The organism is Ensifer adhaerens (assembly GCF_028993555.1).
Taxonomy (GTDB): Bacteria; Pseudomonadota; Alphaproteobacteria; order Rhizobiales; family Rhizobiaceae; genus Ensifer; species Ensifer adhaerens_I.
In genome coordinates, this window is the sequence record NZ_CP118610.1 from 3,537,129 (window position 1) to 3,562,500 (window position 25,372).

Annotated in this window: 24 protein-coding genes; 9 read left to right on the plus strand and 15 right to left on the minus strand. The window is 62.8% G+C overall.

Translation table 11 applies throughout. The features are described from left to right. Positions 1–57 precede the first annotated feature (57 nt). Genes PWG15_RS17105 through PWG15_RS17120 form a run of 4 tightly spaced genes read left to right on the plus strand, consistent with a single transcriptional unit; the run spans position 58 to position 3,600 of the window. Positions 58–963 (plus strand): metal ABC transporter substrate-binding protein, encoded by a 906-nt coding sequence (locus PWG15_RS17105; protein ID WP_275021718.1) that lies wholly within the window; start codon positions 58–60, stop codon positions 961–963. After that, complete coding sequence (locus PWG15_RS17110; protein WP_275021719.1) at positions 960–1,895, plus strand: manganese/iron ABC transporter ATP-binding protein; 936 nt, start codon at positions 960–962, stop codon at positions 1,893–1,895. The genes PWG15_RS17105 and PWG15_RS17110 overlap by 4 nt, the downstream gene beginning before the upstream one ends. Then, positions 1,892–2,752: a metal ABC transporter permease gene (locus tag PWG15_RS17115; protein ID WP_275021720.1), complete on the plus strand. Its 861-nt coding sequence runs from the start codon at positions 1,892–1,894 to the stop codon at positions 2,750–2,752. The genes PWG15_RS17110 and PWG15_RS17115 overlap by 4 nt, the downstream gene beginning before the upstream one ends. Beyond that, positions 2,749–3,600, plus strand: a complete 852-nt coding sequence (locus PWG15_RS17120; protein WP_275021721.1) for a metal ABC transporter permease — start codon at positions 2,749–2,751, stop codon at positions 3,598–3,600. Before PWG15_RS17115 ends, PWG15_RS17120 begins: the two co-directional genes overlap by 4 nt. 38 nt (positions 3,601–3,638) lie before the next feature. On the opposite strand, the gene PWG15_RS17125 is transcribed toward PWG15_RS17120, so the two are convergent. Both PWG15_RS17125 and PWG15_RS17130 read right to left on the minus strand, forming a co-directional pair. Next, on the minus strand, positions 3,639–4,388 hold the full coding sequence (locus PWG15_RS17125; protein ID WP_275021722.1) for a F0F1 ATP synthase subunit A: 750 nt from the start codon (positions 4,386–4,388) through the stop codon (positions 3,639–3,641). Positions 4,389–4,718: 330 nt separating this feature from the next. Then, positions 4,719–5,621, minus strand: a complete 903-nt coding sequence (locus PWG15_RS17130; RefSeq protein ID WP_275021723.1) for an aminoglycoside phosphotransferase family protein — start codon at positions 5,619–5,621, stop codon at positions 4,719–4,721. 274 nt (positions 5,622–5,895) lie between these two features. Between PWG15_RS17130 and PWG15_RS17135 the strand changes: the two genes are divergently transcribed. Next, entirely contained in the window at positions 5,896–6,807 is a 912-nt protein-coding gene (locus PWG15_RS17135; protein ID WP_275021724.1) for a DUF6030 family protein, read from the plus strand. 31 nt (positions 6,808–6,838) lie between these two features. Here the strand turns inward: PWG15_RS17135 and PWG15_RS17140 are convergent, their stop codons facing one another. Further along, entirely contained in the window at positions 6,839–7,270 is a 432-nt protein-coding gene (locus PWG15_RS17140; protein ID WP_275021725.1) for an Lrp/AsnC family transcriptional regulator, read from the minus strand. A 124-nt stretch (positions 7,271–7,394) separates the two neighbouring features. On the opposite strand from PWG15_RS17140, the gene PWG15_RS17145 reads away from it, so the two are divergent. Continuing rightward, positions 7,395–8,498, plus strand: a complete 1,104-nt coding sequence (locus PWG15_RS17145; RefSeq protein ID WP_275021726.1) for a saccharopine dehydrogenase family protein — start codon at positions 7,395–7,397, stop codon at positions 8,496–8,498. Between the two features lie 171 nt (positions 8,499–8,669). Here PWG15_RS17145 and PWG15_RS17150 read toward each other — a convergent pair whose 3' ends face one another. The 8 genes from PWG15_RS17150 to PWG15_RS17185 form a co-directional block, all read right to left on the minus strand. Next, positions 8,670–10,097 (minus strand): mannose-1-phosphate guanylyltransferase/mannose-6-phosphate isomerase, encoded by a 1,428-nt coding sequence (locus PWG15_RS17150; RefSeq protein WP_275021727.1) that lies wholly within the window; start codon positions 10,095–10,097, stop codon positions 8,670–8,672. Between the two features lie 254 nt (positions 10,098–10,351). Continuing rightward, positions 10,352–10,753, minus strand: a complete 402-nt coding sequence (locus tag PWG15_RS17155) for a F0F1 ATP synthase subunit epsilon (RefSeq protein ID WP_275021728.1) — start codon at positions 10,751–10,753, stop codon at positions 10,352–10,354. A 120-nt stretch (positions 10,754–10,873) separates the two neighbouring features. Further along, positions 10,874–12,391 carry a F0F1 ATP synthase subunit beta gene (atpD, locus tag PWG15_RS17160; RefSeq protein ID WP_275021729.1) on the minus strand — a complete coding sequence of 506 codons (1,518 nt, stop codon included), beginning with the start codon at positions 12,389–12,391 and terminating at the stop codon, positions 10,874–10,876. 24 nt (positions 12,392–12,415) lie between these two features. Further along, the gene (locus PWG15_RS17165; RefSeq protein ID WP_275021730.1) at positions 12,416–13,297 is read right to left on the minus strand and encodes a F0F1 ATP synthase subunit gamma; all 882 of its coding nucleotides are present in this window, start codon (positions 13,295–13,297) and stop codon (positions 12,416–12,418) included. Positions 13,298–13,324: 27 nt separating this feature from the next. Continuing rightward, a complete protein-coding gene (gene atpA / locus PWG15_RS17170) occupies positions 13,325–14,854 on the minus strand; it encodes a F0F1 ATP synthase subunit alpha (RefSeq protein ID WP_034802507.1) in 1,530 nt (509 codons plus the stop codon). After that, positions 14,854–15,420, minus strand: a complete 567-nt coding sequence (locus PWG15_RS17175) for a F0F1 ATP synthase subunit delta (RefSeq protein WP_275021731.1) — start codon at positions 15,418–15,420, stop codon at positions 14,854–14,856. Before PWG15_RS17175 ends, atpA begins: the two co-directional genes overlap by 1 nt. A 257-nt stretch (positions 15,421–15,677) precedes the next feature. After that, on the minus strand, positions 15,678–16,064 hold the full coding sequence (locus PWG15_RS17180) for an AGROH133_08824 family phage infection protein (RefSeq protein WP_275021733.1): 387 nt from the start codon (positions 16,062–16,064) through the stop codon (positions 15,678–15,680). A 152-nt stretch (positions 16,065–16,216) separates the two neighbouring features. Further along, on the minus strand, positions 16,217–18,433 hold the full coding sequence (locus tag PWG15_RS17185; protein WP_275021734.1) for a primosomal protein N': 2,217 nt from the start codon (positions 18,431–18,433) through the stop codon (positions 16,217–16,219). 179 nt (positions 18,434–18,612) lie between these two features. Between PWG15_RS17185 and fsa the strand changes: the two genes are divergently transcribed. After that, positions 18,613–19,266: a fructose-6-phosphate aldolase gene (gene fsa, locus PWG15_RS17190; RefSeq protein ID WP_275021735.1), complete on the plus strand. Its 654-nt coding sequence runs from the start codon at positions 18,613–18,615 to the stop codon at positions 19,264–19,266. Positions 19,267–19,317: 51 nt separating this feature from the next. On the opposite strand, the gene PWG15_RS17195 is transcribed toward fsa, so the two are convergent. Together PWG15_RS17195 and PWG15_RS17200 are read right to left on the minus strand one after the other, a co-directional pair. Next, the gene (locus PWG15_RS17195; protein ID WP_275021736.1) at positions 19,318–20,451 is read right to left on the minus strand and encodes an AAA family ATPase; all 1,134 of its coding nucleotides are present in this window, start codon (positions 20,449–20,451) and stop codon (positions 19,318–19,320) included. A gap of 63 nt (positions 20,452–20,514) precedes the next feature. After that, positions 20,515–21,438: a lysophospholipid acyltransferase family protein gene (locus tag PWG15_RS17200; protein ID WP_275021737.1), complete on the minus strand. Its 924-nt coding sequence runs from the start codon at positions 21,436–21,438 to the stop codon at positions 20,515–20,517. Between the two features lie 134 nt (positions 21,439–21,572). Between PWG15_RS17200 and PWG15_RS17205 the strand changes: the two genes are divergently transcribed. Both PWG15_RS17205 and PWG15_RS17210 read left to right on the plus strand, forming a co-directional pair. Further along, a complete protein-coding gene (locus tag PWG15_RS17205) occupies positions 21,573–22,508 on the plus strand; it encodes a tyrosine recombinase XerC (protein ID WP_275021738.1) in 936 nt (311 codons plus the stop codon). Between the two features lie 99 nt (positions 22,509–22,607). Continuing rightward, positions 22,608–23,696, plus strand: a complete 1,089-nt coding sequence (locus PWG15_RS17210; RefSeq protein ID WP_275021739.1) for a TraB/GumN family protein — start codon at positions 22,608–22,610, stop codon at positions 23,694–23,696. Here PWG15_RS17210 and PWG15_RS17215 read toward each other — a convergent pair. Both PWG15_RS17215 and PWG15_RS17220 read right to left on the minus strand, forming a co-directional pair. Beyond that, positions 23,674–24,474 carry an MFS transporter gene (locus PWG15_RS17215; RefSeq protein WP_275021740.1) on the minus strand — a complete coding sequence of 267 codons (801 nt, stop codon included), beginning with the start codon at positions 24,472–24,474 and terminating at the stop codon, positions 23,674–23,676. The genes PWG15_RS17210 and PWG15_RS17215 overlap by 23 nt on opposite strands. A gap of 308 nt (positions 24,475–24,782) precedes the next feature. After that, the gene (locus PWG15_RS17220; RefSeq protein WP_275021741.1) at positions 24,783–25,262 is read right to left on the minus strand and encodes a DUF2867 domain-containing protein; all 480 of its coding nucleotides are present in this window, start codon (positions 25,260–25,262) and stop codon (positions 24,783–24,785) included. Positions 25,263–25,372: the final 110 nt, after the last annotated feature.

Genomic DNA, 25,372 nt, shown 5'->3' on the forward strand with positions numbered 1-25,372 from the left:
TTGACTTATGCAAATCATTCCCCTACTCCTGTTGATGTCAACATCTGGGAGTAGCGAATGATCGATCAGACGAAGCGCGCGATCCTGGCAGCGGCAGCTGCCCTGGCAACCATCGCGCTCGTTCCCAGCGCCGCTTGGGCGCAGGAAAAATTCAAGGCAGTGACGACCTTCACGGTCATTGCCGACATGGCGAAAAACGTCGCGGGCGACGCGGCAATCGTCGAATCGATCACCAAGCCAGGTGCCGAGATCCACAACTACCAGCCGACACCGCGTGACATCCTGAAGGCGCATGACGCCAAGCTGATCCTCTGGAACGGCCTGAACCTCGAGCGCTGGTTCGAGAAGTTCTTCCAGAATTTTGACGACGTTCCGGGTGTCGTCGTCTCGACGGGTGTCGAGCCCATGGGCATCGCCGAAGGCCCCTACAGCGGCAAGCCCAACCCGCATGCGTGGATGTCGCCGTCGGCAGCCCTCATCTATGTCGACAACATTCGCGACGCCTTCGTGAAGTACGATCCCGCCAACGCCGAGACTTACAAGGCCAATGCCGAGGCCTATAAGCAGAAGATCGAGGCAGCCATTGCGCCGATCCGCGCCGAGATCACCAGGATTCCCGAGGACAAGCGCTGGCTCGTTTCAAGCGAAGGCGCCTTCAGCTACCTGATCCGCGATTTCGGGATGAAGGAACTCTATCTCTGGCCGATCAACGCCGATCAGCAGGGCACCCCGCAGCAGGTCCGCAAGGTGATCGATGCCGTCCGGGCCAACCACATTCCGGTCGTCTTCTCCGAAAGCACGATTTCGCCGGATCCTGCCGAACAGGTCGCGCGCGAAACCGGTGCCAAATATGGCGGCGTGCTCTACGTTGATTCCTTGAGCGAAGCGGACGGTCCGGTTCCGACCTATATCGACCTGCTGCGCGTCACATCGGAAACCATCGCCAAAGGCCTCTCGCAATGAACCTCCAGGTGAAGACCCGCTCCGGCCCGACGCCGGTATCCGGCGAGCAAGGCAGCGGTATCCGTGTTTCTGGCGCGACCGTCACCTACCGCAACGGGCTGCGCGCCCTGCGCGACGCCACTTTCGAAATCCCGACGGGCACGATCACCGCGCTCGTCGGCGTCAACGGCAGCGGCAAGTCGACGCTCTTCAAGGCGATCATGGGCTTTGCCCGCCTGTCGCGCGGCGAGATCTCGATCCTTGGCCGTTCTGTTCCGGATGCGCTGAAGAAGAACCTCGTCGCCTATGTGCCGCAGGCCGAGGAGGTCGATTGGAACTTCCCGGTTCTCGTCGAAGACGTGGTCATGATGGGCCGCTACGGCCACATGAACATGCTGCGCATCCCGAAGAAGGCGGATCACGAGGCGGTCGAGGCGGCGCTCGCCCGCGTCGGCATGAGCGACTACCGCAAGCGCCAGATCGGCGAACTCTCGGGTGGCCAGAAGAAGCGCGTCTTCCTGGCGCGCGCGCTCGCCCAGGATGGTAAGGTCATCCTGCTCGACGAACCCTTTACCGGTGTCGACGTGAAAACCGAGGACGCGATCATCCGCCTGTTGATCGGATTGCGCGACGAAGGCCGGGTCATGCTGGTTTCGACACATAACCTCGGCAGCGTGCCGGAATTCTGCGACCGCACCGTGCTGCTCAAAAACACCGTGCTTGCCTACGGCCCGACCGAAACCACCTTCACCCGCGAAAACCTTGAGCTCGCCTTCGGCGGCGTGCTCCGGCATTTCGTGCTCGGCGGCGAGAACCTGCATGACGATGCCGACCCGCGGCAGCTTGCCGTCATCACCGACGACGAACGCCCGCTGGTCATGTATGGTGACAAGGACCGCATGGTGGCGCAGCCGGCAAAACCCGAGACCAACGGGGAGCCGAACGGCAAATGATCGCCACGCTCCTGGAACCCTTCACCTATGGCTACATGCTCAACGCCATGTGGGTCAGCGCACTGGTCGGCGCCGTCTGCGCCTTCCTCTCCTCCTATCTGATGCTGAAGGGCTGGTCGCTGATCGGTGACGCCCTCTCGCACTCGATCGTTCCCGGTGTCGCCGGCGCCTACATGCTGGGGCTGCCCTTCTCGCTCGGCGCCTTCTTCTCCGGGGCGCTTGCCGCCGGCGCCATGCTGTTCCTCAACCAGCGCACCCGGCTCAAGGAGGACACGATCATCGGCCTGATCTTCACCTCCTTCTTCGGCCTCGGACTGTTCATGGTCTCGTTGTCGCCGACATCGGTGAACATCCAGACGATCGTGCTCGGCAACATCCTGGCGATCACGCCTGCCGACACGCTGCAGCTCGCCATCATCGGCATCGTCTCGCTCGCCATTCTGACCGTGAAGTGGAAGGACCTGATGGTGACCTTCTTCGATGAGAGCCACGCGCGCTCGATCGGCATTCCCACCACCTTCCTCAAGGTGCTGTTCTTCACGCTACTCTCGGCCTGTACGGTCGCAGCACTGCAGACCGTCGGCGCCTTCCTCGTCATCGCCATGGTGGTAACGCCGGGGGCAACCGCCTATCTGCTGACGGACCGCTTCCCCCGGCTGATCCTGATCAGCGTCGCCATCGGCGCACTGACGAGCTTCTTCGGCGCCTATTTCAGCTACTTCCTCGATGGCGCCACCGGCGGCATCATCATCGTGCTGCAGACCCTGATTTTCATGACAGCCTTCGTTTTCGCCCCGAAGCACGGGCTTCTCGCTGCGCGCAGGCGCGGCGCCGAACCGGCGGAGGTTGCCCGATGATCTCGCTCGACATGTTGCTTGCCGTCTTCGAATTCGAGTTCATGCGCAATGCGCTTTTGATCTCGGTGCTGGTGGCTGTCCCGACGGCGCTGCTTTCCTGCTTCCTGGTCCTGAAGGGCTGGTCGCTGATGGGCGATGCGATCTCGCACGCGGTCTTCCCGGGCGTCGTCATCTCCTACATCGTGGGTCTGCCGCTGGCCGTCGGCGCCTTTGCCGCCGGCATGTCCTGTGCGCTGCTCACCGGCTATCTCAAGGAGAACAGCCGCATCAAGCAGGACACGGTCATGGGCGTGGTCTTCTCCGGCATGTTCGGCTTCGGGCTGGTGCTCTACACCAAGATCCAGAGCGACGTTCACCTTGACCATATCCTCTTCGGCGACATGCTCGGCATCGGCTGGCCGGACATTATCGAGACCGGCGTGATCGCCTTGATCGCCACCGGCATTCTCGCAGTCAAATGGCGCGATTTCCTGCTGCACGCCTTCGATCCCGCCCAGGCCAAAGCCGTCGGTCTTCCGGTCAACTGGCTGCACTATGGCCTGCTCGCGATCCTGTCGCTGACGATCGTCGGCGCGCTGAAGGCGGTGGGGCTAATCCTTGCGATCGCCATGCTGATCGCACCGGGCGCCATCGCCTTCCTGATCACACGCACCATGGGCGCCATGCTCATCGTCGCCGTGCTGATCGCGATGACAGCCTCCTTCTGCGGCGTCTATCTTTCCTTCTTCATCGACAGCGCGCCAGCGCCGACCATCGTGCTCTTGATGACCGCGATGTTCCTGCTCGCCTTTGTATGGTCCTCCTGGCGAACCTACCGGAACGAAGCGCGGCGAACGGCAGTCGAATGACAAAGAGGCTCCCCTTGCAGGGAGCCTCCTTCATCTTCTCAATGGTTCGGATGGAGCGCGTCGTTGAGATACATGCAGGTGAGCATGGTGAAGATATAGGCCTGGATAAGCGCCATCAGCAGTTCGAGCCCGGTCAATGCCACCGTCATCAGTAGGGGCATGATCGCAGCCAGGACGCCGAGCGCGCCGAAGCCGCTGAGCCCCACGACAAAGCCGGCAAAAACCTTGAGCGTGATGTGACCGGCCAGCATGACCGCGAAGAGACGAACCGAGTGGCTGACGGGCCGCGAGAGGTAGGAGACCACCTCGATCGGGATGATGATCGGCGCCAGAATCAACGGTACGCCCGACGGCATGAACAGCCTGAGGAAGCCGAGGCCGTGCCGGTAGAGGCCGTAGAGCGTGACCGTCAGGAACACGAGCATTGCCAGTGCGAAGGTCACGGCGATATGGCTCGTCACCGTGAACGCATAGGGGAACATGCCGATCAGGTTGGCGGTGAGGATGAACATGAACAGCGAGAAGACCAGCGGGAAAAAGCGCATGCCCTTCTCCCCGGCATTGTCACGCAGCGTCTTTGCCGCAAACTCATAGAGGATCTCGGCCGCCGACTGCGCCCGGTTCGGAACGAGGCCACGTCTGCGCGTCGACAGGATCAGGAACAGACTGGCGATCGCAACCGTCAACAGCATGTAAGCGGCCGAGTTGGTAAAGCTGATCTGGTGACCGCCGATCTCGGCGATCGGTAGGAGTGACTTGATCTCAAATTGTTCGATGGGTCCGGCCATCATCAACCTCGTGCGTTGGTGGCGAAACATCTGCGGCACGCGACGGCGGCCGCCGACGCGTCAATGTGTTGGATAAGCGATCTGCGGCCGGAATCGTCCCACGAAGCGAACGCTTCCGATGGGTTGATCAGGCTGTTCCAGGAAGGGAAAGGGCGTGCGGGCGTGCCGCGAGCTTTGGGGCTGCATGATGCGATCGACTCCAAGTATCTCGGTCGAGATACTGGGGCCGTCCCCAGGCGAAGCACCGACGCGGGTCGTCCCGCGTGCGCCTGACCTAGAGGCAATTCGCAGCGGGGTCAAGCTGGCTTGCGCCCGATCGGGGCTTGGGCGCTAGCCGAAGCGGCGATGATCCGCAAGCACCTCTTCGATCACCGCAAGCTGCCTTGCCTTCTCGCTTTCCCGCGCCCCGGTCATGCCGGCAAGCACGATCAGCGCCTTCCACAGGGTCCAGCCACGCCCGCGTGCCCAGGCGCCGCGATCGAGTGCAATGCCATCACGGAAGACCTCGCGGCTATCGCCATGGAAGAACGTCCAGGCGATCGCGAGGTCGCAGGCGGGATCGCCGATGCCCGAAGTGCCGAAATCGATAACCGCACTTAAACGGCCATCCTTCACCAGCAGGTTGCCCCAGGCGACATCACCGTGAAACCAGACAGGTGGCCCCCCGAACGGCGCGGCAAGTGCGGCTTCCCAGACTTCCCGGGCCGTCTTCGTATCGACCTGTCCCTCAAGCAACGCGAGCGCCTGACGCGTCTGCTCATCATAGAAGGCAGGTGGACCGCCGCGGTGGAAATTGTGGTCGCCGGGCAAGGGGCCATCGACAGCATCCGCCTGTCGCAAGGCGCGCAGAAAATGCGTGAGATCCTTCGCCATATCCCGAAGATCTGCGACCCGCTCCACCGCCAGTGTATCGCCCTGAAGCCAGCGATAGACCGACCAGCACCAGGGAAACCCTTCCCCGGGAACACCCTTGGCCAAGGGAACCGGAATGGGCAGCGGCAGAACGGGCGCCAGCCGCGGCAGCCAGCGATGTTCCTTCTCCACCTGTAGGACATAGCGCTCGGCGCTCGGCAGGCGCACCGTCATCCGGTCGCCGAGCAGGAACGTCCTGTTGTCCCAGCCGCCGGGCTCGATCGGGTGCACCTCAAGATCCGACCATTGCGGAAATTGTGCCGCAATCAGCCGCCGGACCAGCGATGCATCGATCACAAGCTCGGCCGGATTTACTGCCATGGTTTGTCCCATCTGCTGTTGCGTCTCGAAACTATGGAATCGTCCCTGGATTTCAACTTCTTAGTTCACCTCAGCTCCACTTCAGCGGCGCGTTGTGCCGGGATGCAACAGTCGTCCGCCGATATCGGCGGTTGCATATTGCCGCCGCTGCGGATTTCGGGGATGAAGAGGGTCCAGACCCGTTGATAACTGAGATCATGGAAGCCCGGCCGACCGATCAATCTTTGCTGGAGGTCCTGCGCCACGTCGCGCCCTGCCGGGCAGGCGGGGCAGCATGAGCGCGACCCGTGGCAAGACGCCGGCTCCAAAGCCCGCCGGTCGGACTGGACTGCGCTTCTTTCTCGTCGCCCTCATCCTGATCGTCACGGCTATTCTCGCAACGGCCCTGCTTGCCAACGAACAGCGCAACCTCAAGAAAGCGCTCGTGGCCCTGGGCCTGCCGACGACCTTCCTCGAGAGCAACAAGCCCTCCGAACCGACGGCCGAAAGGCCGGCAAGGCGCGAACCGCCGCGCATCGCCCTGCCCGCCTGGACCTTCCAGGATCTGCAGACGCCGGAGCAGCAGTTCATGCGCGTCATCCGCAGCGATCCCAAGGCACTCTGCGACGAGCTGCGCGACGCCGGCTTTCGCGAACTCGAATGGAAAGCCGGTGCCGGCGAGCGCGCTCAATGGGAATGCTCGTCACTCGTCTCCTTCCCGCGTCCTGGCGAGGACAAGCCCTCATCGATCTTCATCTTCGTCAAAGGCAGCGGCGAGGAGGAAATCACCTCCTTCCGCGTCAAGCTCAACATCGAACGTCAAGAGGACCGCCAGGCCGTGACCACCGCAGCAGCGCGGGCGGCGTCCGTGTTCCTCGAACATGTGCGCTGGGCCGACGCCGCAAGCATCACCCTGCAGATCCAGGCACTGAGGGAATTCGACCTCAAGCGTTTCGGCAGCCGCATCCAGTTCAAGCGCGAGTCCGATGAGGTGACACCGCGCTTCAATTTCCTTGCGAACCAGCCGCCGCGCGCACGACCAAAGAGCATTGCCGAACTTTACTTCGACCGCAGCAAGTGGCTCGCCTATGCCGACGGCAGCGTGCGGACCTTCGTTCGCGGACCGACGGCCTGGAACGTCCCGGCCAAAGTGCCCGAAGGTACGGGCGCCGGAAACGAAGCCGCCGCCCCTTCCGGCAAGCCGTAGACATGGCTTGAAAGCGCTGGTAAGCGGCCGTCTACCGGTCGATCCGGGTCGAGAGGATAATGGACGAAAGCGTCCGGTCGACGCCGTCAATCTCGCCGATACGATCGATCAGGAGATCGAGCTCGCTGATCGACGTCGCCGCGACCACGGCGATGAGATCGAAACTGCCGCTGACAGAATGCAGGGTCTGGATTTCGCGGATTGCGCTCAGCTCCGGAGTGACCCGGGAGAGCGCCCGCGGCGCGATGGTGATCAGCACATGCGCCTTGACCAGCCCCTTTTCGTAGCTTTCCGACAGACGCACGCCATAGCCGGCGATGACACCTTCGCGCTCCAGTCGCTCGATGCGGGCCTGTACCGTCGTGCGTGAAAGGCCAAGCTTGCGTGCGATCGTCGCCGTCGGCATGCGGGCGTTTTCGCTGAGGATGGCGAGAAGCTCTCGATCCTTGTCCGTGATTTGCATTTCGTCGGTCCAGTTGGGCAATCTGCCGAATTTAGCTAGGCGATTTAGTCATATCAGCGCTTCAAATCAACACCCCCTGCCACGACAATAGGGCACACACAGTTCTCATGCCCTGGGGGAAAGAATGAAGAATATCGTCGTCATCGGAGCAGGCAAGATCGGCTCCACCATTGCTCGCATGCTCGCCCACACCGGCGACTACAGCGTTTGCGTCGCCGACCGCGCCGCCGAACAGCTGGAGCAGGTTGAAAAGCACGCTGCGATCACCACGGCGACCGTCGACATCGGCGACAAGAAGGCACTCGTCGCCCTTCTCTCCGGCAAGTTCGCGGTTCTGAGCGCCGCTCCGTTCCACCTGACGGTCGCGATCGCCGAGGCTGCCGCTGAAGCTGGCATCCACTACCTGGACCTCACCGAAGACGTCGAATCCACCCGCCAGGTCAAGGCGATCGCCGCCAAGGCCAACACGGCCTTCATTCCGCAGTGCGGCCTCGCACCGGGCTTCATCTCGATCGTCGCCAACGATCTCGCCAGCCGCTTCCAGACGCTGGAAAGCGTGCGCATGCGCGTCGGCGCTCTGCCGCAGTATCCGTCGAACGCTCTGAACTACAATCTCACCTGGAGCACCGACGGCGTCATCAACGAATACATCGAGCCCTGCGAGGCGATCGTTGAGAGCAACCTGATCGAAGTTCCGGCCATGGAAGAGCGCGAAGAATTCTCGCTCGACGGCGTCACCTATGAAGCCTTCAACACGTCGGGCGGTCTCGGCACCCTCTGCGAAACGCTGAAGGGCAAGGTTCGGACGCTCAACTACAAGACCATCCGTTATCCCGGCCACGCTGCGATCATGAAGGCGCTTCTGAACGACCTCGGCCTGCGCCACCGTCGCGAAGTCCTCAAGGACATCTTCGAAAACGCCCTGCCGACCACCACCCAGGACGTCGTCGTGATCTTCGTTACGGTTTCGGGCTTCCGCGACGGTCGCCTGATCCAGGAAACCTACGCCAACAAGGTCTATAGCGGCGTCGTCGCCGGTCGCATGCAGAGCGGTATCCAGATCACCACGGCAGGCAGCATCTGCGCCGTGCTCGACCTGCTCGCCGAAGGCAAGATCGCCTCGAAGGGCTTCGTTCGCCAGGAAGACATCGCACTCGATACCTTCCTCGCAAACCGCTTTGGCCACTACTACGCTCAGAAGGGCGAAACCGAGCGCGTCGCCGGCTGATCCTTCAGCTTTAAGCGTGCCGAATTTGGAGCGGGATAGACATCCCGCTCTCACCTGCACAAAGCCCGGGTCTTCGCCCGGGCTTTTTTCGTTTCCATCGGTCCGGGCCGACTGCGCCACGCGTCGGATCAGACGCGCAAAGGTCGCCGCAGCACTTTGAGGGACGACCCCTCAGCTTCGGCCGAATTCGTCCTCGATGCGGATGATATCATCTTCGCCGAGATAGGAGCCGGTGCGCACTTCGATCAGTTCCAGCGGAATTTTTCCGGGGTTGTGGAGCCGGTGCACGATCCCCGGCGGAATGTAGACCGACTCGTTCTCGTGCAGCATTCGCGTTTCCCCGGACATCGTGATCTCCGCCGTGCCGCGCACCACGATCCAGTGTTCCGCCCGATGATGATGCTTCTGCAGCGAGATCTTCTTGCCGGGGTTCACGCGCAGACGTTTGACGGCGAAGCGCTCACCGTCCGAAATGGCCGCGACCGCACCCCAGGGGCGATAGGACGTCGGGTGGATCTCGGTCAGCACCGTGGTCTGCGGCGACTTCGCCAGCGTCTTGACGATGGAACCGACGCTCTGGCTATCGGCCAGCCGGCCGACATAGACGGCATCCTCGCCGGCAATGACGGCGACATCGTCCAGCCCTTGCACCGCGAGGTGGATGTCGCGCGAAAGAACAAGCGAATTGCGCGTGTTCGACACCGTCGCCTTGTCGGTGACGACATTGCCGTCGCCGTCCTTTTCTCCCGTCTTCCAGACGGCGTCCCAGCTGCCGAGATCGGACCAGAGGAAGGGAGATGGCACCACGGCTGCCCGCTCGGTCTTTTCGAAGACCGCATAGTCGACCGAAATGTCAGGCGCGGTAGCGAAGCTCTCGGCATGCAGCCGGGTGAAGTCGAGGTCCGTCTGAGCCCCCTCCAACGCGAGCTTCGTCGCTTCCCAGACCTGCGGCGCGTGGCGTTTCATCTCCTCGAGAAAAGTCCTTGCCGGCAGCATGAACATGCCCGAGTTCCAAAGATAGCGCCCGGTCTCGAGCATCGCCTCGGCTTTCGCGCGGTCTGGCTTCTCGACGAAACGCGCCACACGGTTCGTGCCGGCCGTCAGTTCTTCGCCGCGCTCGATATAGCCATAGCCGGTCGCCGGTTCGGTCGGCGTAATACCAAAGGTCACCAGCTCTCCGTGGCGGGCAGCCTTGTGGGCCCTGAGTATGCATTCCCGGTAGACATCGCCGGCATCGATCTCATGGTCTGAGGCGAGCACCTGCATGACAGCGTCCTTGCCGTAACGGGCGAGAACCTGGAAAGCAGCGGCGGCAAGGGCCGGTGCGGTGTTGCGTGCAACCGGCTCGAGGAGGATGTCGCCCAGATGAACGTTGATCGCCCGCGCCTGCTCCGCAACGATGAAGCGGAAATCACTGTTCGTAACGATGATCGCCGGTTCGAACTGGTTGGCGTCGCGCACACGCTCCAGCGTCTGCTGGAACAGTGAGTGATCGGAAAGAATCTGCAGGAACTGCTTTGGCGCGGCGGCGCGAGAGAGCGGCCACAGACGGGTGCCACGTCCGCCCGCCATGATCACCGGGACAATCTTTGACGTCATGCCGGCGCCTCTTCCTTTTAAGCTGAACGTTCAGGGACCAATAAAGGGCTTCTGATGAAGAATAGCTAAAGCGCCGATCCGGGCAAGACATTCACCGACGCGAAGGTTAAGGCGGAAGGGCATGGCATGCGGCTTTCTGCCTGCATCTGGCCCCACTTAAAGATGAGAAGCCACACCAAAGGACTGACGACCAATAAAAAACCCCGCTCGAAGGCGGGGCTTTCTCAAATCCGTTACCCTTCCGGGTGTCCCTTTCAGGCCGGGATCACGATCTCGCCGAGCTTCGTCAGTTCGGCAACAAACTGTTCGAGACGAGTCTTCTTTTCGTCGCCCGCGCCTTCCAGCTCGGCACGAACCGCGTCGATGCGGTTTTCAAGAACCGTACGGTCGAGTTCGTCGACATGAACGGCAGATTCGGCGAGCAGCGTGCAGCCGGTCGGCAGGATGTCAGCAAAGCCGCCGAACACGGCAAAGCGCTCGATCTTGCCGTCAGCCGTCTTCACCGTGACCACGCCGGGCTTGATCGTCGTCATCGTCGGCGCGTGATTGGCCATTACGGTCATCTCGCCCTCGGTCGCCGGAAGAACGACTTCCGTCACCTTTTCGGACAGGAGCAGACGCTCGGGGGAAACAAGCTCAAAGTTGAAATCGGCCATGACCATTCACTTCTTGTGGGCGTGCCACCTAAAAGGCGGCTGTGCATGTCTTCCCTACCCTCAGGCGAAGGCAGGATGAAAGCCTCGGCGCTTTAGCCGCGCCGAGGCTTAACAGTGCTATCAAGCGGCTTCTGCAGCCAGCTTCTTGGCCTTTTCGATCGCTTCTTCGATCGAGCCAACCATGTAGAAGGCAGCTTCCGGCAGGTGGTCGTACTCGCCGTTGACCAGGCCCTTGAAGCCCTTGATCGTGTCTTCGAGGGCGACGAGCTTGCCCGGCGAACCGGTGAAGACTTCGGCGACGAAGAACGGCTGCGACAGGAAGCGTTCGATCTTACGAGCGCGGGCAACGGCCAGCTTGTCTTCTTCAGACAGTTCGTCCATGCCCAGGATGGCGATGATGTCCTGGAGAGCCTTGTAGCGCTGCAGGGTCGTCTGGACCTTACGCGACACTTCGTAGTGCTCTTCGCCGACGATCATCGGGTCGAGCATGCGCGACGTGGAGTCGAGCGGGTCAACGGCCGGGTAGATGCCCTTTTCGGCGATCGAGCGCGACAGAACGGTCGTTGCGTCCAGGTGGGCGAACGAGGTTGCCGGCGCCGGGTCGGTCAAGTCGTCGGCGGGAACGTAAATCGCCTGAACCGAGGTGATCGAACCCTTGGTCGTGGTGGTGATGCGTTCCTGCATCTGACCCATGTCGGTTGCCAGCGTCGGCTGGTAACCCACGGCCGAAGGAATACGGCCGAGCAGAGCCGACACTTCGGAGCCTGCCTGGGTGAAGCGGAAGATGTTGTCGACGAAGAACAGAACGTCCTGGCCCTTGTCGCGGAAGTCTTCAGCGATCGTCAGACCGGTGAGAGCGACGCGAGCGCGGGCGCCCGGCGGTTCGTTCATCTGGCCGTATACGAGCGCGGCCTTGGAGCCTGCGCCACCGCCGTGCTTGTTAACGCCGGACTCGATCATTTCGTGGTAGAGGTCGTTGCCTTCGCGGGTACGTTCACCCACGCCCGCGAATACCGAGTAACCACCGTGCGCCTTGGCGACGTTGTTGATCAGTTCCATGATGAGAACGGTCTTGCCGACGCCTGCGCCGCCGAAGAGACCGATCTTGCCGCCCTTTGCGTAAGGAGCGAGAAGGTCGACGACCTTGATGCCGGTGACGAGGATCTGCGCTTCCGTCGACTGCTCGACGTAGGACGGCGCTTCCTGGTGGATGGCGCGCTTGCCGGAGGTGACGAGCGGACCGGCTTCGTCAACCGGCTCGCCGATGACGTTCATGATACGACCGAGCGTTTCGTCGCCGACCGGAACCGTGATCGGTGCGCCCGTATCGGTGACCGACTGGCCGCGAACCAGACCTTCGGTCGAGTCCATGGCGATCGTGCGGACGGAGTTTTCGCCGAGGTGCTGTGCGACTTCGAGAACGAGGCGGTTACCGTTGTTGTCGGTCTCCAGCGCGTTCAGGATCTGCGGAAGCTGGCCTTCGTCGAACGCGACGTCGACGACGGCGCCGATGACCTGCGTTACGCGACCGACAGCGCCGGTTGCGGCAACTGCTGTGGTCTTGGCGGAAGCTGCCTTCCTCGGTGCAGCGGGCTTCTTCTCCGCTACGGTTTCTTTCGGGGTAGCTGCCTTAGCCATAATCCTTACCCTCTTCTCGTAACCTTAGAGCGCTTCCGCGCCCGAGATGATTTCAATGAGTTCCTTGGTGATCTGAGCCTGGCGCTGACGGTTGTAGTTCAGCGTCAGCTTGTTGATCATTTCACCAGCGTTGCGCGTTGCGTTGTCCATCGCGCTCATCTTCGCGCCCATTTCGCCGGCGACGTTCTCGAGCAGGGCCCGGAAGATCTGCACGGAAATGTTGCGCGGAATGAGATCGCTCAGGATCGCGCCCGCGTCCGGCTCATATTCGTAGACAGCCGAAGCATCCGATGTTTCCGCTGCGTCCGGGCCGGCCGAAGCGGGGATCAGCTGCTGAGCCGTCGGAATCTGGGCGATAACGGACTTGAACTCAGAATAGAACAGCGTGCAGACATCGAACTCGCCCTTTTCGAAGAGCCCGATGACCTTGTGGCCAATCTGGTCGGCGTTTTCAAAGCCGATCTTCTTGACTTCACGCAGGTCGACACGATCGATGATCAGCGACGCGAATTCGCGACGCAGAATATCGAAGCCCTTCTTGCCGACGCAGATGATCTTGACCGTCTTGCCGGCTGCAAGCAGCTTGCGAACGTGGTCGCGGGCATGACGGGCGATCTGCGAGTTGAAGCCGCCGCAAAGGCCGCGTTCAGCCGTGCAGACGACCAGAAGGTGCGTATCGTCCTTGCCGGTTCCGGTCATCAGGGCAGGCGCACTGTCGTCCGCGCCAACCGCCTGGGCGATGTTGGCGAGAACGGCAGCCATGCGCTGCGAGTAAGGCCGGGCGGCCTCGGCCGCCTCCTGCGCACGCCGAAGCTTCGCCGCGGCGACCATTTTCATCGCCTTGGTTATCTTCTGCGTCGCCTTGACGGAGGCGATCCGGTTCTTCAGATCCTTAAGTGAAGGCATCCGTTATCCGTCCTAAATGAAATCCGCTCAGGCGAAAGACTTGGCGAAGCTGTCGATTGCAGCCTTCAGCTTGCCCTTGACGTCGTCGGAGATCGCCTTGTCCTTGCGGATGGTTTCCAGGATGTCCTTGCCTTCCGAACGCATGTACGAAAGCAGGCCCTGCTCGAACTTGCCAACCTGGTTGACCGGCAGCTTGTCGAGGTAACCGTTGACGCCTGCGAAGATGACAGCGACCTGCTCTTCCGTCTTCAGCGGCGAGAACTGCGGCTGCTTCAGGAGTTCGGTCAGGCGGGCACCGCGGTTCAGCAGGCGCTGCGTAGCGGCGTCGAGGTCCGAGCCGAACTGCGCGAAGGCGGCCATTTCGCGATACTGGGCGAGTTCACCCTTGATCGAGCCGGCAACCTGCTTCATCGCCTTGATCTGCGCGGCGGAGCCGACGCGCGAAACCGACAGACCGACGTTAACGGCCGGACGGATGCCCTGATAGAACAGGTCGGTTTCAAGGAAGATCTGGCCGTCGGTGATCGAGATCACGTTGGTCGGGATGAACGCCGAAACGTCGTTGCCCTGCGTTTCGATGACCGGCAGAGCCGTCAGCGAGCCAGCGCCCATGTCGTCGTTCAGCTTTGCAGCGCGCTCGAGCAGGCGGGAGTGCAGGTAGAAAACGTCGCCCGGGTAAGCTTCGCGGCCCGGCGGGCGGCGCAGCAGGAGCGACATCTGACGGTAGGAAACGGCCTGCTTGGACAGGTCGTCATAACCGATGAGAGCGTGCTTGCCGTTGTCACGGAAGTATTCGCCCATCGCGCAGCCGGCGAACGGTGCGAGGTACTGCATCGGAGCCGGATCGGAAGCCGTCGCAGCAACGATGATCGAGTACTGCAGGGCGCCGCGCTCTTCCAGAACCTTCACGAACTGGGCAACCGTCGAACGCTTCTGGCCGATTGCGACGTAGACGCAATACAGCTTGTCACCTTCCGGACCATTGTCGTGAATGGCCTTCTGGTTGAGGATCGTGTCGAGGATGATGGCGGTCTTGCCGGTCTGGCGGTCGCCGATGACGAGCTCGCGCTGGCCACGGCCAACCGGGATGAGGGCGTCGATGGCCTTGAGGCCGGTCGACATCGGCTCATGAACCGACTTGCGCGGAATGATACCAGGAGCCTTGACGTCAACGCGCGAACGCTGCTTGGCGTTGATCGGGCCCTTGCCGTCGATCGGGTTGCCGAGCGCGTCGACGACGCGGCCGAGCAGTTCCGGACCAACCGGAACGTCCACGATGGCGCCAGTCCGCTTGACGGTGTCGCCTTCCTTGATGTCACGGTCCGAACCGAAGATAACGACACCGACGTTGTCGGCTTCGAGGTTCAGCGCCATGCCGCGAATTCCACCCGGGAATTCGACCATTTCGCCTGCCTGAACATTGTCGAGGCCGTAGACGCGGGCAATACCGTCACCGACGGAAAGCACCTGACCGACTTCGGAGACTTCTGCTTCCTGGCCGAAATTTTTGATCTGATCTTTAAGAATTGCGGAAATTTCCGCGGCGCGGATATCCATCAGCCGACCTCTTTCAGTGCAAGCTTAAGGGTAGAGAGTTTGGTGCGAAGGGAGGTGTCAATCTGGCGGGACCCGACCTTGACGATCAGACCTCCAAGAATAGACGGGTCGACGGTGACGTTGACCGCCACGTCTTTGCCGGTGACGCCTTTCAGCGTCGCCTTCAATTCGTTTTGCTGCGCTGCGGAGAGCGCATGCGCCGACGTAACGTCGGCAGAGATTTCGCCACGATGGCGCGCGGCGATCAGGCGGAACGCCTTGATCATGCCCGGCAGCGCGAAGAGGCGACGATTGCGGGCAACAACCTTGAGGAAGTTGCCGACGAGCCCGGAGATACCAGCCTTTTCGGCAACCGCCGAAATGGCCTTGAACTGGTCGTCTGCAGAAAAGACCGGGCTTGCGATCAGCCGCTTCAGATCATCGCTGCCGTCGATCAGGGCCTGGACGCGGGTAAGATCCGCACCGACTGCCTCGACGGAACCGGCGCTGAGCGCGAGTTCAAAAAGCGAGGACGCATATCTTTCTGCAACACCGGAAATAAGCTGGGATGTGTCTGCCACGGGCACAAGCTTCTCTCAATTTCATCCAAGAACCGAGCTGGCGGTGGGCCGTCAACTTAACTTCTTGAATTTGCTGCAATAACTTGCAGGATATCGAGGCCTGGCGACCCACTTCCCCCGCAATTCGCGGTTCGTCTAGCATAGGATGTTTGGACTCGCAACACGCGAACGGCAGGAATGCGGCATAAGTCGGCCACCTTTGGCCGAATTTTGCCGTAAATTCGTTTCCTGCATCATGAATCGCGGATCGGCCCGCGGCACGATCAGATCATGCCGAAGACGTAGGCGAGCGGGAGGATGGCAAGTGCCGCCTGAACGAAGAGCGCCAGCCAGTTGTAGACCGTCCCGCCGTTGTCGCTCATCATCGAGAGGATACGCCCGAAGGCGGCAAGCGCAAACGCCGCTCCGACGGCAAGGTAGACCATCGGCTGCGCCAACAGAATGGCGGCAAGGCCGAGCCCGACATGCATGCCGCCCATGGTGGAGCGCGCCTCCGCATAGCCGCCGCGCCGCCCCTCGGCAATGCCGATACCGGCCGTGCGAAAGGTAAGCCGCGGCGCAAACAGCATGACGACGCCGATCAGCGCCGCAGCCACGGCTGCGCTGAAGGCGAGCAACTCGCCGGTTTCCGTCGGAATGTAGAACTCCATGCCTGTTCCCGCAGATGAGCCCGTTGTCCTGCTTCCGTCTTCGGTCGTCTGGCTGGCTGACGAAGCGAAACGTCTTTGTTCTCTAGCGCATGTCGCGCCGGTTGTGAATCGTCCACGGCCTCGTCAAAACGACGATCACAGGAAACTTGCGACTACAGGAAGCTCTGGGGATCGATATCGAGCTGGACGCTGACCGAGCCGCGCTCCTTCGGGCCGGCAGCGATCATCGCCTTGACGAAGGCCTGCATGTCGCTGTTGCGCCGGCCGTGCACCAGCAGGCGGAAGCGATGCCGCCCGCGGATCAGCGCCAGCGGCGCTTCCGCGGGGCCGAGAATGGTGATGCCGTCGGTCCGTGGTGCCGCCATGCGCAAGCCCCGCGCATGACCCTCGGCATCCTGGCGGGTATCGGCCGAGACGATCAGTGAGGCGAGCCGGCCGAAGGGCGGCAGCAGCGCCTTCTCGCGCTCGGCAATCTCGCGGTCGTAGAAGGCGTCCGCATCGCCGGAAACGATCGCCTGCATCACCGGATGCTGCGGCTGGTAGGTCTGCAACAGGCCGAGGCTCTTGAGGCCGGTTCGCCCGGCGCGGCCGGTCACCTGCGAGAGCAATTGAAAGGTTCGCTCCGCCGCACGCGGATCGCCATTTGCCAGACCGAGGTCGGCATCGACAATGCCGACCAGCGTCATCAGGGGGAAGTTATGTCCCTTGGCGACCAGCTGGGTACCGATGACGATATCGGCTTCGCCACGCGTGATGGCTTCAAGCTCCAGCCTCAGCCGTTTGACGCCCATCAGGTCGGAAGAAAGCACGATGGTGCGCGCTTCGGGGAAATGCCGCTCCACCTCCTCGGCAATGCGCTCAACCCCCGGGCCGCAGGCAACGAGGTGATCGAGCGTGCCGCACTCCGGGCAGGCTTCCGGCGTGCGCTCGGAATAGCCGCACTGGTGGCACTGGATCTGTCCGCGAAAGCGATGCTCGACGAGCCAGCTGGAGCAATCCGGGCACTGGAAGCGATGGCCGCAAACACGGCAGAGCGTCAGCGGTGCATAGCCGCGCCGATTGAGGAAGAGCAGCGCCTGCTCGCCGCGCTCGACGGCCTTGCCGACCTGGCTCAAGAGCACCGGTGACAGGAAACCGCCGCGCGCCGGCGGATGCTGGCGCATGTCGACGACGCCGAGCCGCGGCAGCGCCGCATCGCCGAAGCGCGTCGGCAGGTGGATCGGCTTGTAGCGGCCGACCTCTCCGTTGACGCGGCTTTCGACCGAAGGTGTTGCCGAAACGAGCACGACGGGAAAGCCGGTGATCCGGCCGCGCACGACCGCCATGTCGCGCGCATTATAGTAGACGCGATCCTCCTGCTTGTAGGCCGGGTCGTGCTCTTCATCGACGATGATGAGACCGAGTTCTTCGAACGGCAGAAACAGGGCGGATCGCGCGCCGGCGACGACGCGGACCGTGCCAGTGGTCACCTGGCGCCAGACCTTTTCGCGGGTCCGCGGCGCCAGATCCGAATGCCACTCGGCCGGCTTTGCGCCAAAACGATCCTGGAAGCGTTCGAGGAAGCTCGACGTCAGCGCGATTTCCGGCAACAGGATCAGCACCTGCTTGCCGGCCCGAAGCGTCGCGGCAATCGCCTCGAAATAGACCTCGGTCTTGCCGGAGCCGGTGATGCCGTCGATCAAGGACACTGAAAAGCCGCCCTCCGCGACCGCTGCCAGGAGGTCGGCGGCGGCATCCTTCTGCGGACCTTCCAGCCGAGGGGCGACGAAATCGGGATCGGGCAAGGCGACGACCGGCGGCGGCGCCATGAAGACGGTCTCGAAGACGCCTTGCTGCGTCAGTCCCTCGATCACGCTCGACGACGTGCCGGCCGCATGCGCGAGCCCGGAGCGGGTCCAGGAGAAGCCGTCGCTGGCGGCAGCGATCACGCGTTCGCGTGCCGCCGTCATGCGCTCCGGCCGCATCTCGGTGAGGCGCAGGGCCTCCACCATCGGCTCGGGATCAAAGGCGGCCGGCGCCCGCAGCGCCATGCGCGCGACCAGCCCCGGCGGCGTGACGGTATAGGTGGCAACCCAATCGAGAAAGGTCCGCATGTCGCGCGTCAGCGGCGGGCAATCGAAGACCTTCTCGATTGTCTTCAGTTTCTTCGGATCGACGCTTCCGTCATCGTCTCCATCCCAGACGACGCCGACGACGAGGCGCGGGCCGAGCGGCACCTGCACGATCGAGCCCGGCTCGACCGCCATGTGGTCGGGAACCGCATAGGAATAGGCTTTCGGCGCCGGCATGGGCACCAGGACCGGCACGACGCGACGGGCCGAAACAGGCCCGAGCAAATCGCCGAATAAATCGGTTGAATCGCGAGTCATTTTGCCGTGACCTTGCCACGTGTTTCGGTTAAAGAAAACTGCGCTGCGAACCGCAGCCTTGCCGGCGCAGGGTTTGTCACGGTTCCACCAGAGTTTCAACGCGCGCGATCTCTGCCAACGGAATTCCTCCCCGGTAGATATGCGCCCGAACGGCAATCGTGCCCCAAGGGAGTGACCCCATGAAATTTTTCGTTGATACCGCCGACGTCAAGGAAATCCGCGAGCTGAACGATCTCGGCCTTCTCGATGGCGTCACCACCAACCCGTCGCTGATCCTGAAGTCGGGCCGCGACATCACGGAAGTCACCAAGGAAATCTGCGGCATCGTCGAGGGCCCGGTTTCGGCGGAAGTCACCGCCACCGAATACGCCGAGATGATGAAGGAAGCCGCCGTTCTCTCGAAGATCGCCGACAACATCTGCATCAAGCTGCCGCTGACGCTCGACGGCCTCAAGGCCTGCAAGGCGCTGACCTCGGACGGCCACCAGACCAACGTGACGCTGTGCTTCTCGGCCAACCAGGCGCTGCTCGCCGCCAAGGCCGGCGCGACCTTCGTTTCGCCCTTCGTCGGCCGCCTCGACGACATCGCCTTCGACGGCATGGACCTGATCCGCGAAATCCGCCACATCTTCGACAACTACGGCTATGAGACCGAGATCCTCGCAGCTTCGATCCGCACGGTGAACCACGTCAAGGAAGCAGCCCTCATCGGCGCTGACGTCGTCACCGCACCGCCGGCCACGCTGAAGGCTCTCGTCAAGCATCCGCTGACCGACAAGGGCCTCGAGCAGTTTCTGGCCGACTGGGCCAAGACCGGCCAGAAGATCGCCTGATTGTTCAGGAATGAATTGAAAAACCCCGCAGCGATGCGGGGTTTTTTTTGCCTACTCGTCGTCGTCCATCAGCCCCGTCAGCCGCATGCCGTCGATCCAGGTGGCGCTGTCCTTGCGGATCACCCGGCGCGGACGGATGCCTGAGCGCTGGCGCACTTCTTCGGCCAGTCTCTCCGAATGGGTAACGATCCAGATCTGGCTCTCGCGGGAGGCGCTGGCGATCATGTCGGCAAGCGCCGGCAGCATGTCAGGATGCAGGCTCGTTTCGGGCTCGTTGAGCGCAATGAACCGGGGTCGGCGATAGGAAAGCAGGGCGGCCGCCAGCGCCAGGAAGCGCATCTGCCCGTCGGAAAGCTCGCGCGGCGAAAACGGCCGGTTGGGGAAATCCGGAAAGACCAGCGAGAACTCGGCGAACTGTCCCGGCTCGGGAACGTCGAGATGGGCGCCGCCAAAGGCGTCGGCGACCGCCCGGTCTAGATCGGCCGTATCCTGACGGGTGTGCCTGAGCGTCGCGAAGACCGCGGCCATGTTGACGCCCGTCTCGTCGAGCATCGGCGCCGTGACGGCAAGGCAGGGCAGACGCAAGGGCGAATCGCGATCGGTGCGGAAGCCATGGAAGAACCGCCATTGGTCGACCGCACGGCGGAAGGTTCCGACCTCCGGATAATGGCCGGCGTCGCCGAGCAGCGAGATCGCCGTCTCCGAGGTCAACGCCTGTTCCGGATAGTCCTCCATCCGCCCGCGCTCGCCACGCACGAAGATGCCGGGGCCAGACCGCTTCATCATCGTCACCGGACGGCGGCCGGTCTCAACGGTCAGTTCCTCTTCCTTCACCTGAGGCTCATAGGCAAACCCTGCCGCCGCCAATGGCGGGCGCAGCCCGGCCTCTATGCGGTAGCGAAAGGTGATCGCCCGTTCCTCGTCCAACAACTCGGTCTCGAGCCGGATGCGCGCCGGCTTGTCGGCCCGGCGCCGGCCACTCCAGAGCGCCGACGACATGCCGCCCTCCTCGGCGATCTCCCGCGCCAGGGTTCCGCGGATGGCCGACTGCACGAGTTGCAGCGCGCGATAGAGGTTGGATTTGCCGACGCCGTTCTCGCCGATGAACAGGTTGACCCCGGTCAGATCCATGCGGATCGACTTCAACGAACGGTAGTTTTCGGCAAACATGGATTGTAGCTGCATGGCTGAAGACCTAGCCGATCCACCGCCCGGCGTGAAGTCCGGCGGGCATGGCGCGGCTGGTCGCTAGAGCGCAGCCGCCGCTTGCAGTCTGGGCTGGAACGCCGCGTCCGCGTCCATGGCGAGATCGAGAACCGTGTGCCGCTCGAGCGCCTTCGTCACCTCACCAGGCTCACCTTCCAGCGCCTCCGGCGGGATCAGGTTGCCGATGCGGAAATCGAAGAGATCGCCCTTCTTGTTGAGCAATTCATGGAACACGGTCATGTCGCGCAGTTCCGTCGACCACTTGGCGAACCAGTAGAACAGGCCGGAATTGCGGGCGCTCATGTGCACCGGCAGGATCGGCAGACCGTATTTGCGGGCAAAGCCCACCGCAGAGGTCTTCCACGGCCGCTCGTTGAGACAACCGTCCGCCCAGTAGGCGATGCGTCCGGAAGGAAAGAGCACCGTCGCCTTGCCTTCGCCGATCGCCCGATTGGTGACCTGCAGCGTCTCGCGGGCCTTCAGCTTGCTCTTGTGCTCCTCGCGCCATTCGACCGGGATGACCATTTCGACGAAGCGCGGGTTGACGCGGATGGCGTCGCGATTGGCGAAGAACATCATGTCAGGCCGCCGCGTCTTCAGCAGGTCGAAGACAGCGATACCGTCGGCAATGCCGGTCGGATGGTTACTGACAAGCAGGAAGCCGCCCTCGGCCGGTATGCGCTCGGCCTGGTCGACCCGCACTTCCAGCGAGAGCAGCGAACTCAGATGTTCGAAGGCGTGAAAGCCCGGCATGTTGGCGACAGCATCGGCGAACTCGTGCGCCTTGCGATAGTTCAGCAATGCGTAGAGAAAGGGCCGCATCAACGGCCACATCGGGCTCTTGACGATGCGTTGGCCACGCTCGGCAATCAGGGTGTCGACGATGTGCCCAGGTTGCCCCTGTGAGACCAGGGCGATTACTTCAGCAAAATGCGCGAATCCGTTCACCGAATCCCGTCCCGCCATAGTCCGATCCGATTCTTTCCGGCTGACCATCGCAATTCTATATGATCGAAGAATGACAGATTCCAAGGGCGCATTAGCAAAAACATAAGATGCGTCAGGGCATTGTCGCCGATGGACCAACTTGGGAAGCGACAATGAACGAGCTCCTCGTCATCGGCCATCCGGAACTCCTTGCCGAACGCCAACGTTGGCTCGATGGGCTCATGCGGGAGCGCCGCCTCTCCGATAACACCGTCGAGGCCTATGAGCGCGACACGCGTCAATTCCTCACATTCCTGACCAGCCATCTGGCCGGGCCGCCGCGCCTTTCCGACATCCGGACACTCAGGCCGGCGGATCTGCGCGGCTTCCTCGCCCAGCGCCGCAAGGGTGGCGCCGGCGCGCGAACGCTCGGCCGTGGCCTTGCCGGCTTGCGCTCCTTCCTCCGCTTCCTCGAGCGCAACGGTCTCGCCAACGCTGCGGGTGCAACCGCCGTGCGCTCGCCGAAGCAGCCGAAATCTCTGCCGAAGCCGCTGACCGATCGTGAGGCGCTCAATGTCGTGACCTCGGAGGCGCAGCTTGCCGAGGAACCCTGGATCGCCGCCCGCAATGCCGCGGTGTTGACCCTGCTCTATGGTTGCGGCCTGCGCATCTCCGAAGCACTCGGGCTGACACCGGGCGAATTCTCCGGCTCGCCCTCGTCGCTGCGCATCGTCGGCAAGGGCGGCAAGACGCGGCTCGTGCCGCTGATGCAGGCCGCGCGTGAAGCCGTCGCCGCCTATATCAAGCTCTGCCCCTATCAGCCGGCTGCCGACGAACCGTTGTTTCGCGGTGCCCGTGGCGCCAAGCTGCAGCCGGCGATCATCCAGAGGGAAATGCAGAAGCTGCGCGGCGCCCTTGGCCTGCCGGAGACGGCAACGCCGCATGCGCTGCGACACTCCTTCGCCACCCACCTTCTCGCCGGTGGCGGCGACCTCAGGACCATCCAGGAACTGCTTGGCCACGCCAGCCTGTCGACGACCCAGGTCTATACCGGTGTCGATTCCGCACGGCTTCTGGAGATCTACGACCGCGCCCATCCGCGCGCCTGATTTTTGGCGAAACGATGGGTTAACCATGCCCTTTAAGGAAGCCGTGACCGGCCAGGGCCTAGGGTTCAACAACGACCGTCCGACCGTCGGGGAAGAATGATGACCGCCTTTGCGAGACCTGATCGAAACCTGCTCCGCAACCTGTTTGCATGGGTCGCCGACGGTACGCTTTGGCTGATTGCCCTCTTGCATGTCGTTCTTGCCGCCAGCCTCGTCGTTGCACTCTTCTTTGTCGCCGAAGCCGACGCGCAGGAAGTCGAATGCGGCGGCTCGAATGTGCTCACCGCCCTTGCCAAGTCGGATCCGACAAGATTCGCAGCACTCGAAGCGGAAGCCGCCGCCGTGCCGAACGGCAAAGGCATCTTCTGGAAAATCGAGAAGGACGGCATCGCGGCGTCCTGGCTGCTCGGCACCATGCACGTGACCGATCCGCGTGTGCTGGCACTTCCGGCAGAGGCCCCGGCCGCTTTCGAGGCAGCCTCGACCGTGATCGTCGAATCGGACGAGATCATCGATGAGAAGAAATCGGCCGCCGCGATCCTGATGCGGCCCGACCTCACCATGTTCCCCGACAACAAGACGATCGCCGATTTCCTGAAGCCTGGCGATCGCGAACAGCTCGAAGCGGGCCTCAAGGCCCGGGGCATTCCGCTGACGCTCGTTGCGCGCATGAAACCCTGGATGATCGCGAGCTTCGTCGCGTTGCCCGCCTGCGAGATCAGCCGCAAGGCGACCGGCGCCTCCTTCCTCGACAAGAAGATTGCCGAGGATGCGGTCAGCCAGGGCAAGACGCTCAAGGGCCTGGAGACGCTGATCGAGCAGCTCGCGGCGATGGATTCTCTTCCGACCGAACTGCACCTGCGCGCGCTGATCGAGACACTGGCGCTCGGCAAGACGATCGACGACGTCTTCGCGACGATGACCGATCTCTATCTCTCCGGCGACACCGGCATGATCATGCCGATGATGCGATCCGTATCCGACAAGGGCACAGCCGAGGATTTCGGCTATGCCGATTTCGAGCAACGCATCATCGTCGACCGGAACAAGACGATGGCGACACGCGCCGAACCGATCCTGAAGGACGGCGGCGCTTTCATGGCCGTCGGCGCGCTGCATCTGCCGGGCAAGGAAGGCCTGGTCGAGCTCCTGCGCGCCCAGGGCTTCACCGTGACACGCGCCAATTGACAGGACCGGCGACGGATCTGCGGGGCCTCTGAGCCTTTTTCAGCTTTGCGCGCCCGCGCGCGAAACAGCTTCGGCTGTGCTCGCAACCGCCATCGGCCTCGACTCTCGACAGGCGGCGGTAGCCCCAAAACGCAGCCCCAACGATCAAGGCTCCAGCGGCCAGCGCGATGGTGAAGCCCGCCTGCACGCCGAAGCGCGCGACCACCGCCCCTGGCATCGCCGCACCTGCCGCGACGCCTATGCCGAGACCGGTCGTCAGCCAGGTCAGCCCCTCGGTCAGTTTCGACGGCGGCACCGCGACTTCGCCGATGCTCACGGCGACGATCATCGTCGGCGTGAAAAATACGCCAGAAATGAACATCATGACGGCCAGGCCGCCGATCCCGCCCGCAAACAGGAGCGGCAATGTACTGGCGGCCGTCATGCCCGCGCCGATCAGGAACAGCTTCGGCAGCGGCAAGCCGATTCTGGCTGCACCGAACGCCAGGCCGGCGATAAAGGAGCCGAGCGCATACAGGGAAAGCACCAGGCTTGCAGCTGCGGGTCGTCCTTCGGCCTTAGCGAAGGCCACGCTGACCACGTCGATCGTGCCGACGATCACACCCATTCCGGCAAGCGCCGCGATGAGCACGCGTCGCGCCGGATAACGAAGAACCGAACCCTGCTCCCCCATCTCCGCCGGTATGATCGGGGGCTCGGTGCTTCTCTGCAGCACGAAGCCGGTAACACCGACAGCGAGGCATACCGCAGCCGCCAGTGGCCCGGCCTCCGGAAACAATCCGACGCTCAACCCGACTGCGATGGGCGGCCCGACGATAAAGCAGATCTCGTCGAAAACCGGCTCGAGCGAAAAGGCCGTCTTGAGTTCAGGGCGGCCACGATAGAGTTCGGTCCATCGCGCCCGAGCCATCGCCGACATGCTCGGCGTGCACCCCGCAAGGATCGCGAAGACGAAGAGCGTCCAGTCCGGCGCCTGCCAATGGGTCGCGATCAGGAGGGCAGACGCGATGATCCGGTCGCGCGCTTGACCAACGCGAACGACAATCTGGATCTGCTGCTATCCGGGCTGAAAAGCAAGACCTGAGCTCAGCCGCCCGGACCCGCCACCCGCGCCAGGAGCGTCGGCACGATCACCTTGTGAAAGGGTGTGACCACCGCCAGGTAAACGCGCCCGAACGTATTGTGCCTGCGAACAAGGGTGGTGACACCGACGATCTGATTGACTGCGGATCCCGCCCTGACATCGACGACAATGCGAAAATCGAGATGCTTGTCGTCGAAACCGAGTACCACTTCGTCATCGCTTTTCGACAGCACCGGAAATGCCCCGACCAAACCGAACCGGCCCGCTTTCGGCGCAGCCGATTTCAGGCCGACGACAGAGACCATTCGATTGCGCAGGTGCAGCAACTCGCGAACCCAACGCGGCGAACGGCCAAGCGAACGTTCGGCCGCTTCCGATGCGGTCACGCCCCTGCCGTCAAGGGCGAGCTCGAATCGGTCTGCCCAATCGGCTTCCGGAAGATGCCGGTTCGGCAACGATATGGCCACGGCTCTCGGTTTCATGTTTCCTCCTGACGCCTTGGCGTCGTTTGTCCTTTGGAACATGATTGCGCCCACCGCCGTGCCTGCACAGGGGACCGCTTGTCGCAGCCCTCGGTCCAATCGTCACACCC

Coding starts and splice junctions, on each gene's coding strand:
- PWG15_RS17130 (WP_275021723.1), bottom strand. CDS start 5,621: ATGGCAGTAAATCCGGCCGAGCTTGTGATCGATGCATCGCTGGTCCGG.
- PWG15_RS17105 (WP_275021718.1), top strand. CDS start 58: ATGATCGATCAGACGAAGCGCGCGATCCTGGCAGCGGCAGCTGCCCTG.
- PWG15_RS17185 (WP_275021734.1), bottom strand. CDS start 18,433: ATGACTCGCGATTCAACCGATTTATTCGGCGATTTGCTCGGGCCTGTT.
- fsa (WP_275021735.1), top strand. CDS start 18,613: ATGAAATTTTTCGTTGATACCGCCGACGTCAAGGAAATCCGCGAGCTG.
- atpD (WP_275021729.1), bottom strand. CDS start 12,391: ATGGCTAAGGCAGCTACCCCGAAAGAAACCGTAGCGGAGAAGAAGCCC.
- PWG15_RS17120 (WP_275021721.1), top strand. CDS start 2,749: ATGATCTCGCTCGACATGTTGCTTGCCGTCTTCGAATTCGAGTTCATG.
- PWG15_RS17140 (WP_275021725.1), bottom strand. CDS start 7,270: ATGCAAATCACGGACAAGGATCGAGAGCTTCTCGCCATCCTCAGCGAA.
- PWG15_RS17165 (WP_275021730.1), bottom strand. CDS start 13,297: ATGCCTTCACTTAAGGATCTGAAGAACCGGATCGCCTCCGTCAAGGCG.
- PWG15_RS17205 (WP_275021738.1), top strand. CDS start 21,573: ATGAACGAGCTCCTCGTCATCGGCCATCCGGAACTCCTTGCCGAACGC.
- PWG15_RS17125 (WP_275021722.1), bottom strand. CDS start 4,388: ATGGCCGGACCCATCGAACAATTTGAGATCAAGTCACTCCTACCGATC.
- atpA (WP_034802507.1), bottom strand. CDS start 14,854: ATGGATATCCGCGCCGCGGAAATTTCCGCAATTCTTAAAGATCAGATC.
- PWG15_RS17180 (WP_275021733.1), bottom strand. CDS start 16,064: ATGGAGTTCTACATTCCGACGGAAACCGGCGAGTTGCTCGCCTTCAGC.
- PWG15_RS17115 (WP_275021720.1), top strand. CDS start 1,892: ATGATCGCCACGCTCCTGGAACCCTTCACCTATGGCTACATGCTCAAC.
- PWG15_RS17145 (WP_275021726.1), top strand. CDS start 7,395: ATGAAGAATATCGTCGTCATCGGAGCAGGCAAGATCGGCTCCACCATT.
- PWG15_RS17200 (WP_275021737.1), bottom strand. CDS start 21,438: ATGGCGGGACGGGATTCGGTGAACGGATTCGCGCATTTTGCTGAAGTA.
- PWG15_RS17220 (WP_275021741.1), bottom strand. CDS start 25,262: ATGAAACCGAGAGCCGTGGCCATATCGTTGCCGAACCGGCATCTTCCG.
- PWG15_RS17135 (WP_275021724.1), top strand. CDS start 5,896: ATGAGCGCGACCCGTGGCAAGACGCCGGCTCCAAAGCCCGCCGGTCGG.
- PWG15_RS17195 (WP_275021736.1), bottom strand. CDS start 20,451: ATGCAGCTACAATCCATGTTTGCCGAAAACTACCGTTCGTTGAAGTCG.
- PWG15_RS17150 (WP_275021727.1), bottom strand. CDS start 10,097: ATGACGTCAAAGATTGTCCCGGTGATCATGGCGGGCGGACGTGGCACC.
- PWG15_RS17155 (WP_275021728.1), bottom strand. CDS start 10,753: ATGGCCGATTTCAACTTTGAGCTTGTTTCCCCCGAGCGTCTGCTCCTG.
- PWG15_RS17210 (WP_275021739.1), top strand. CDS start 22,608: ATGACCGCCTTTGCGAGACCTGATCGAAACCTGCTCCGCAACCTGTTT.
- PWG15_RS17110 (WP_275021719.1), top strand. CDS start 960: ATGAACCTCCAGGTGAAGACCCGCTCCGGCCCGACGCCGGTATCCGGC.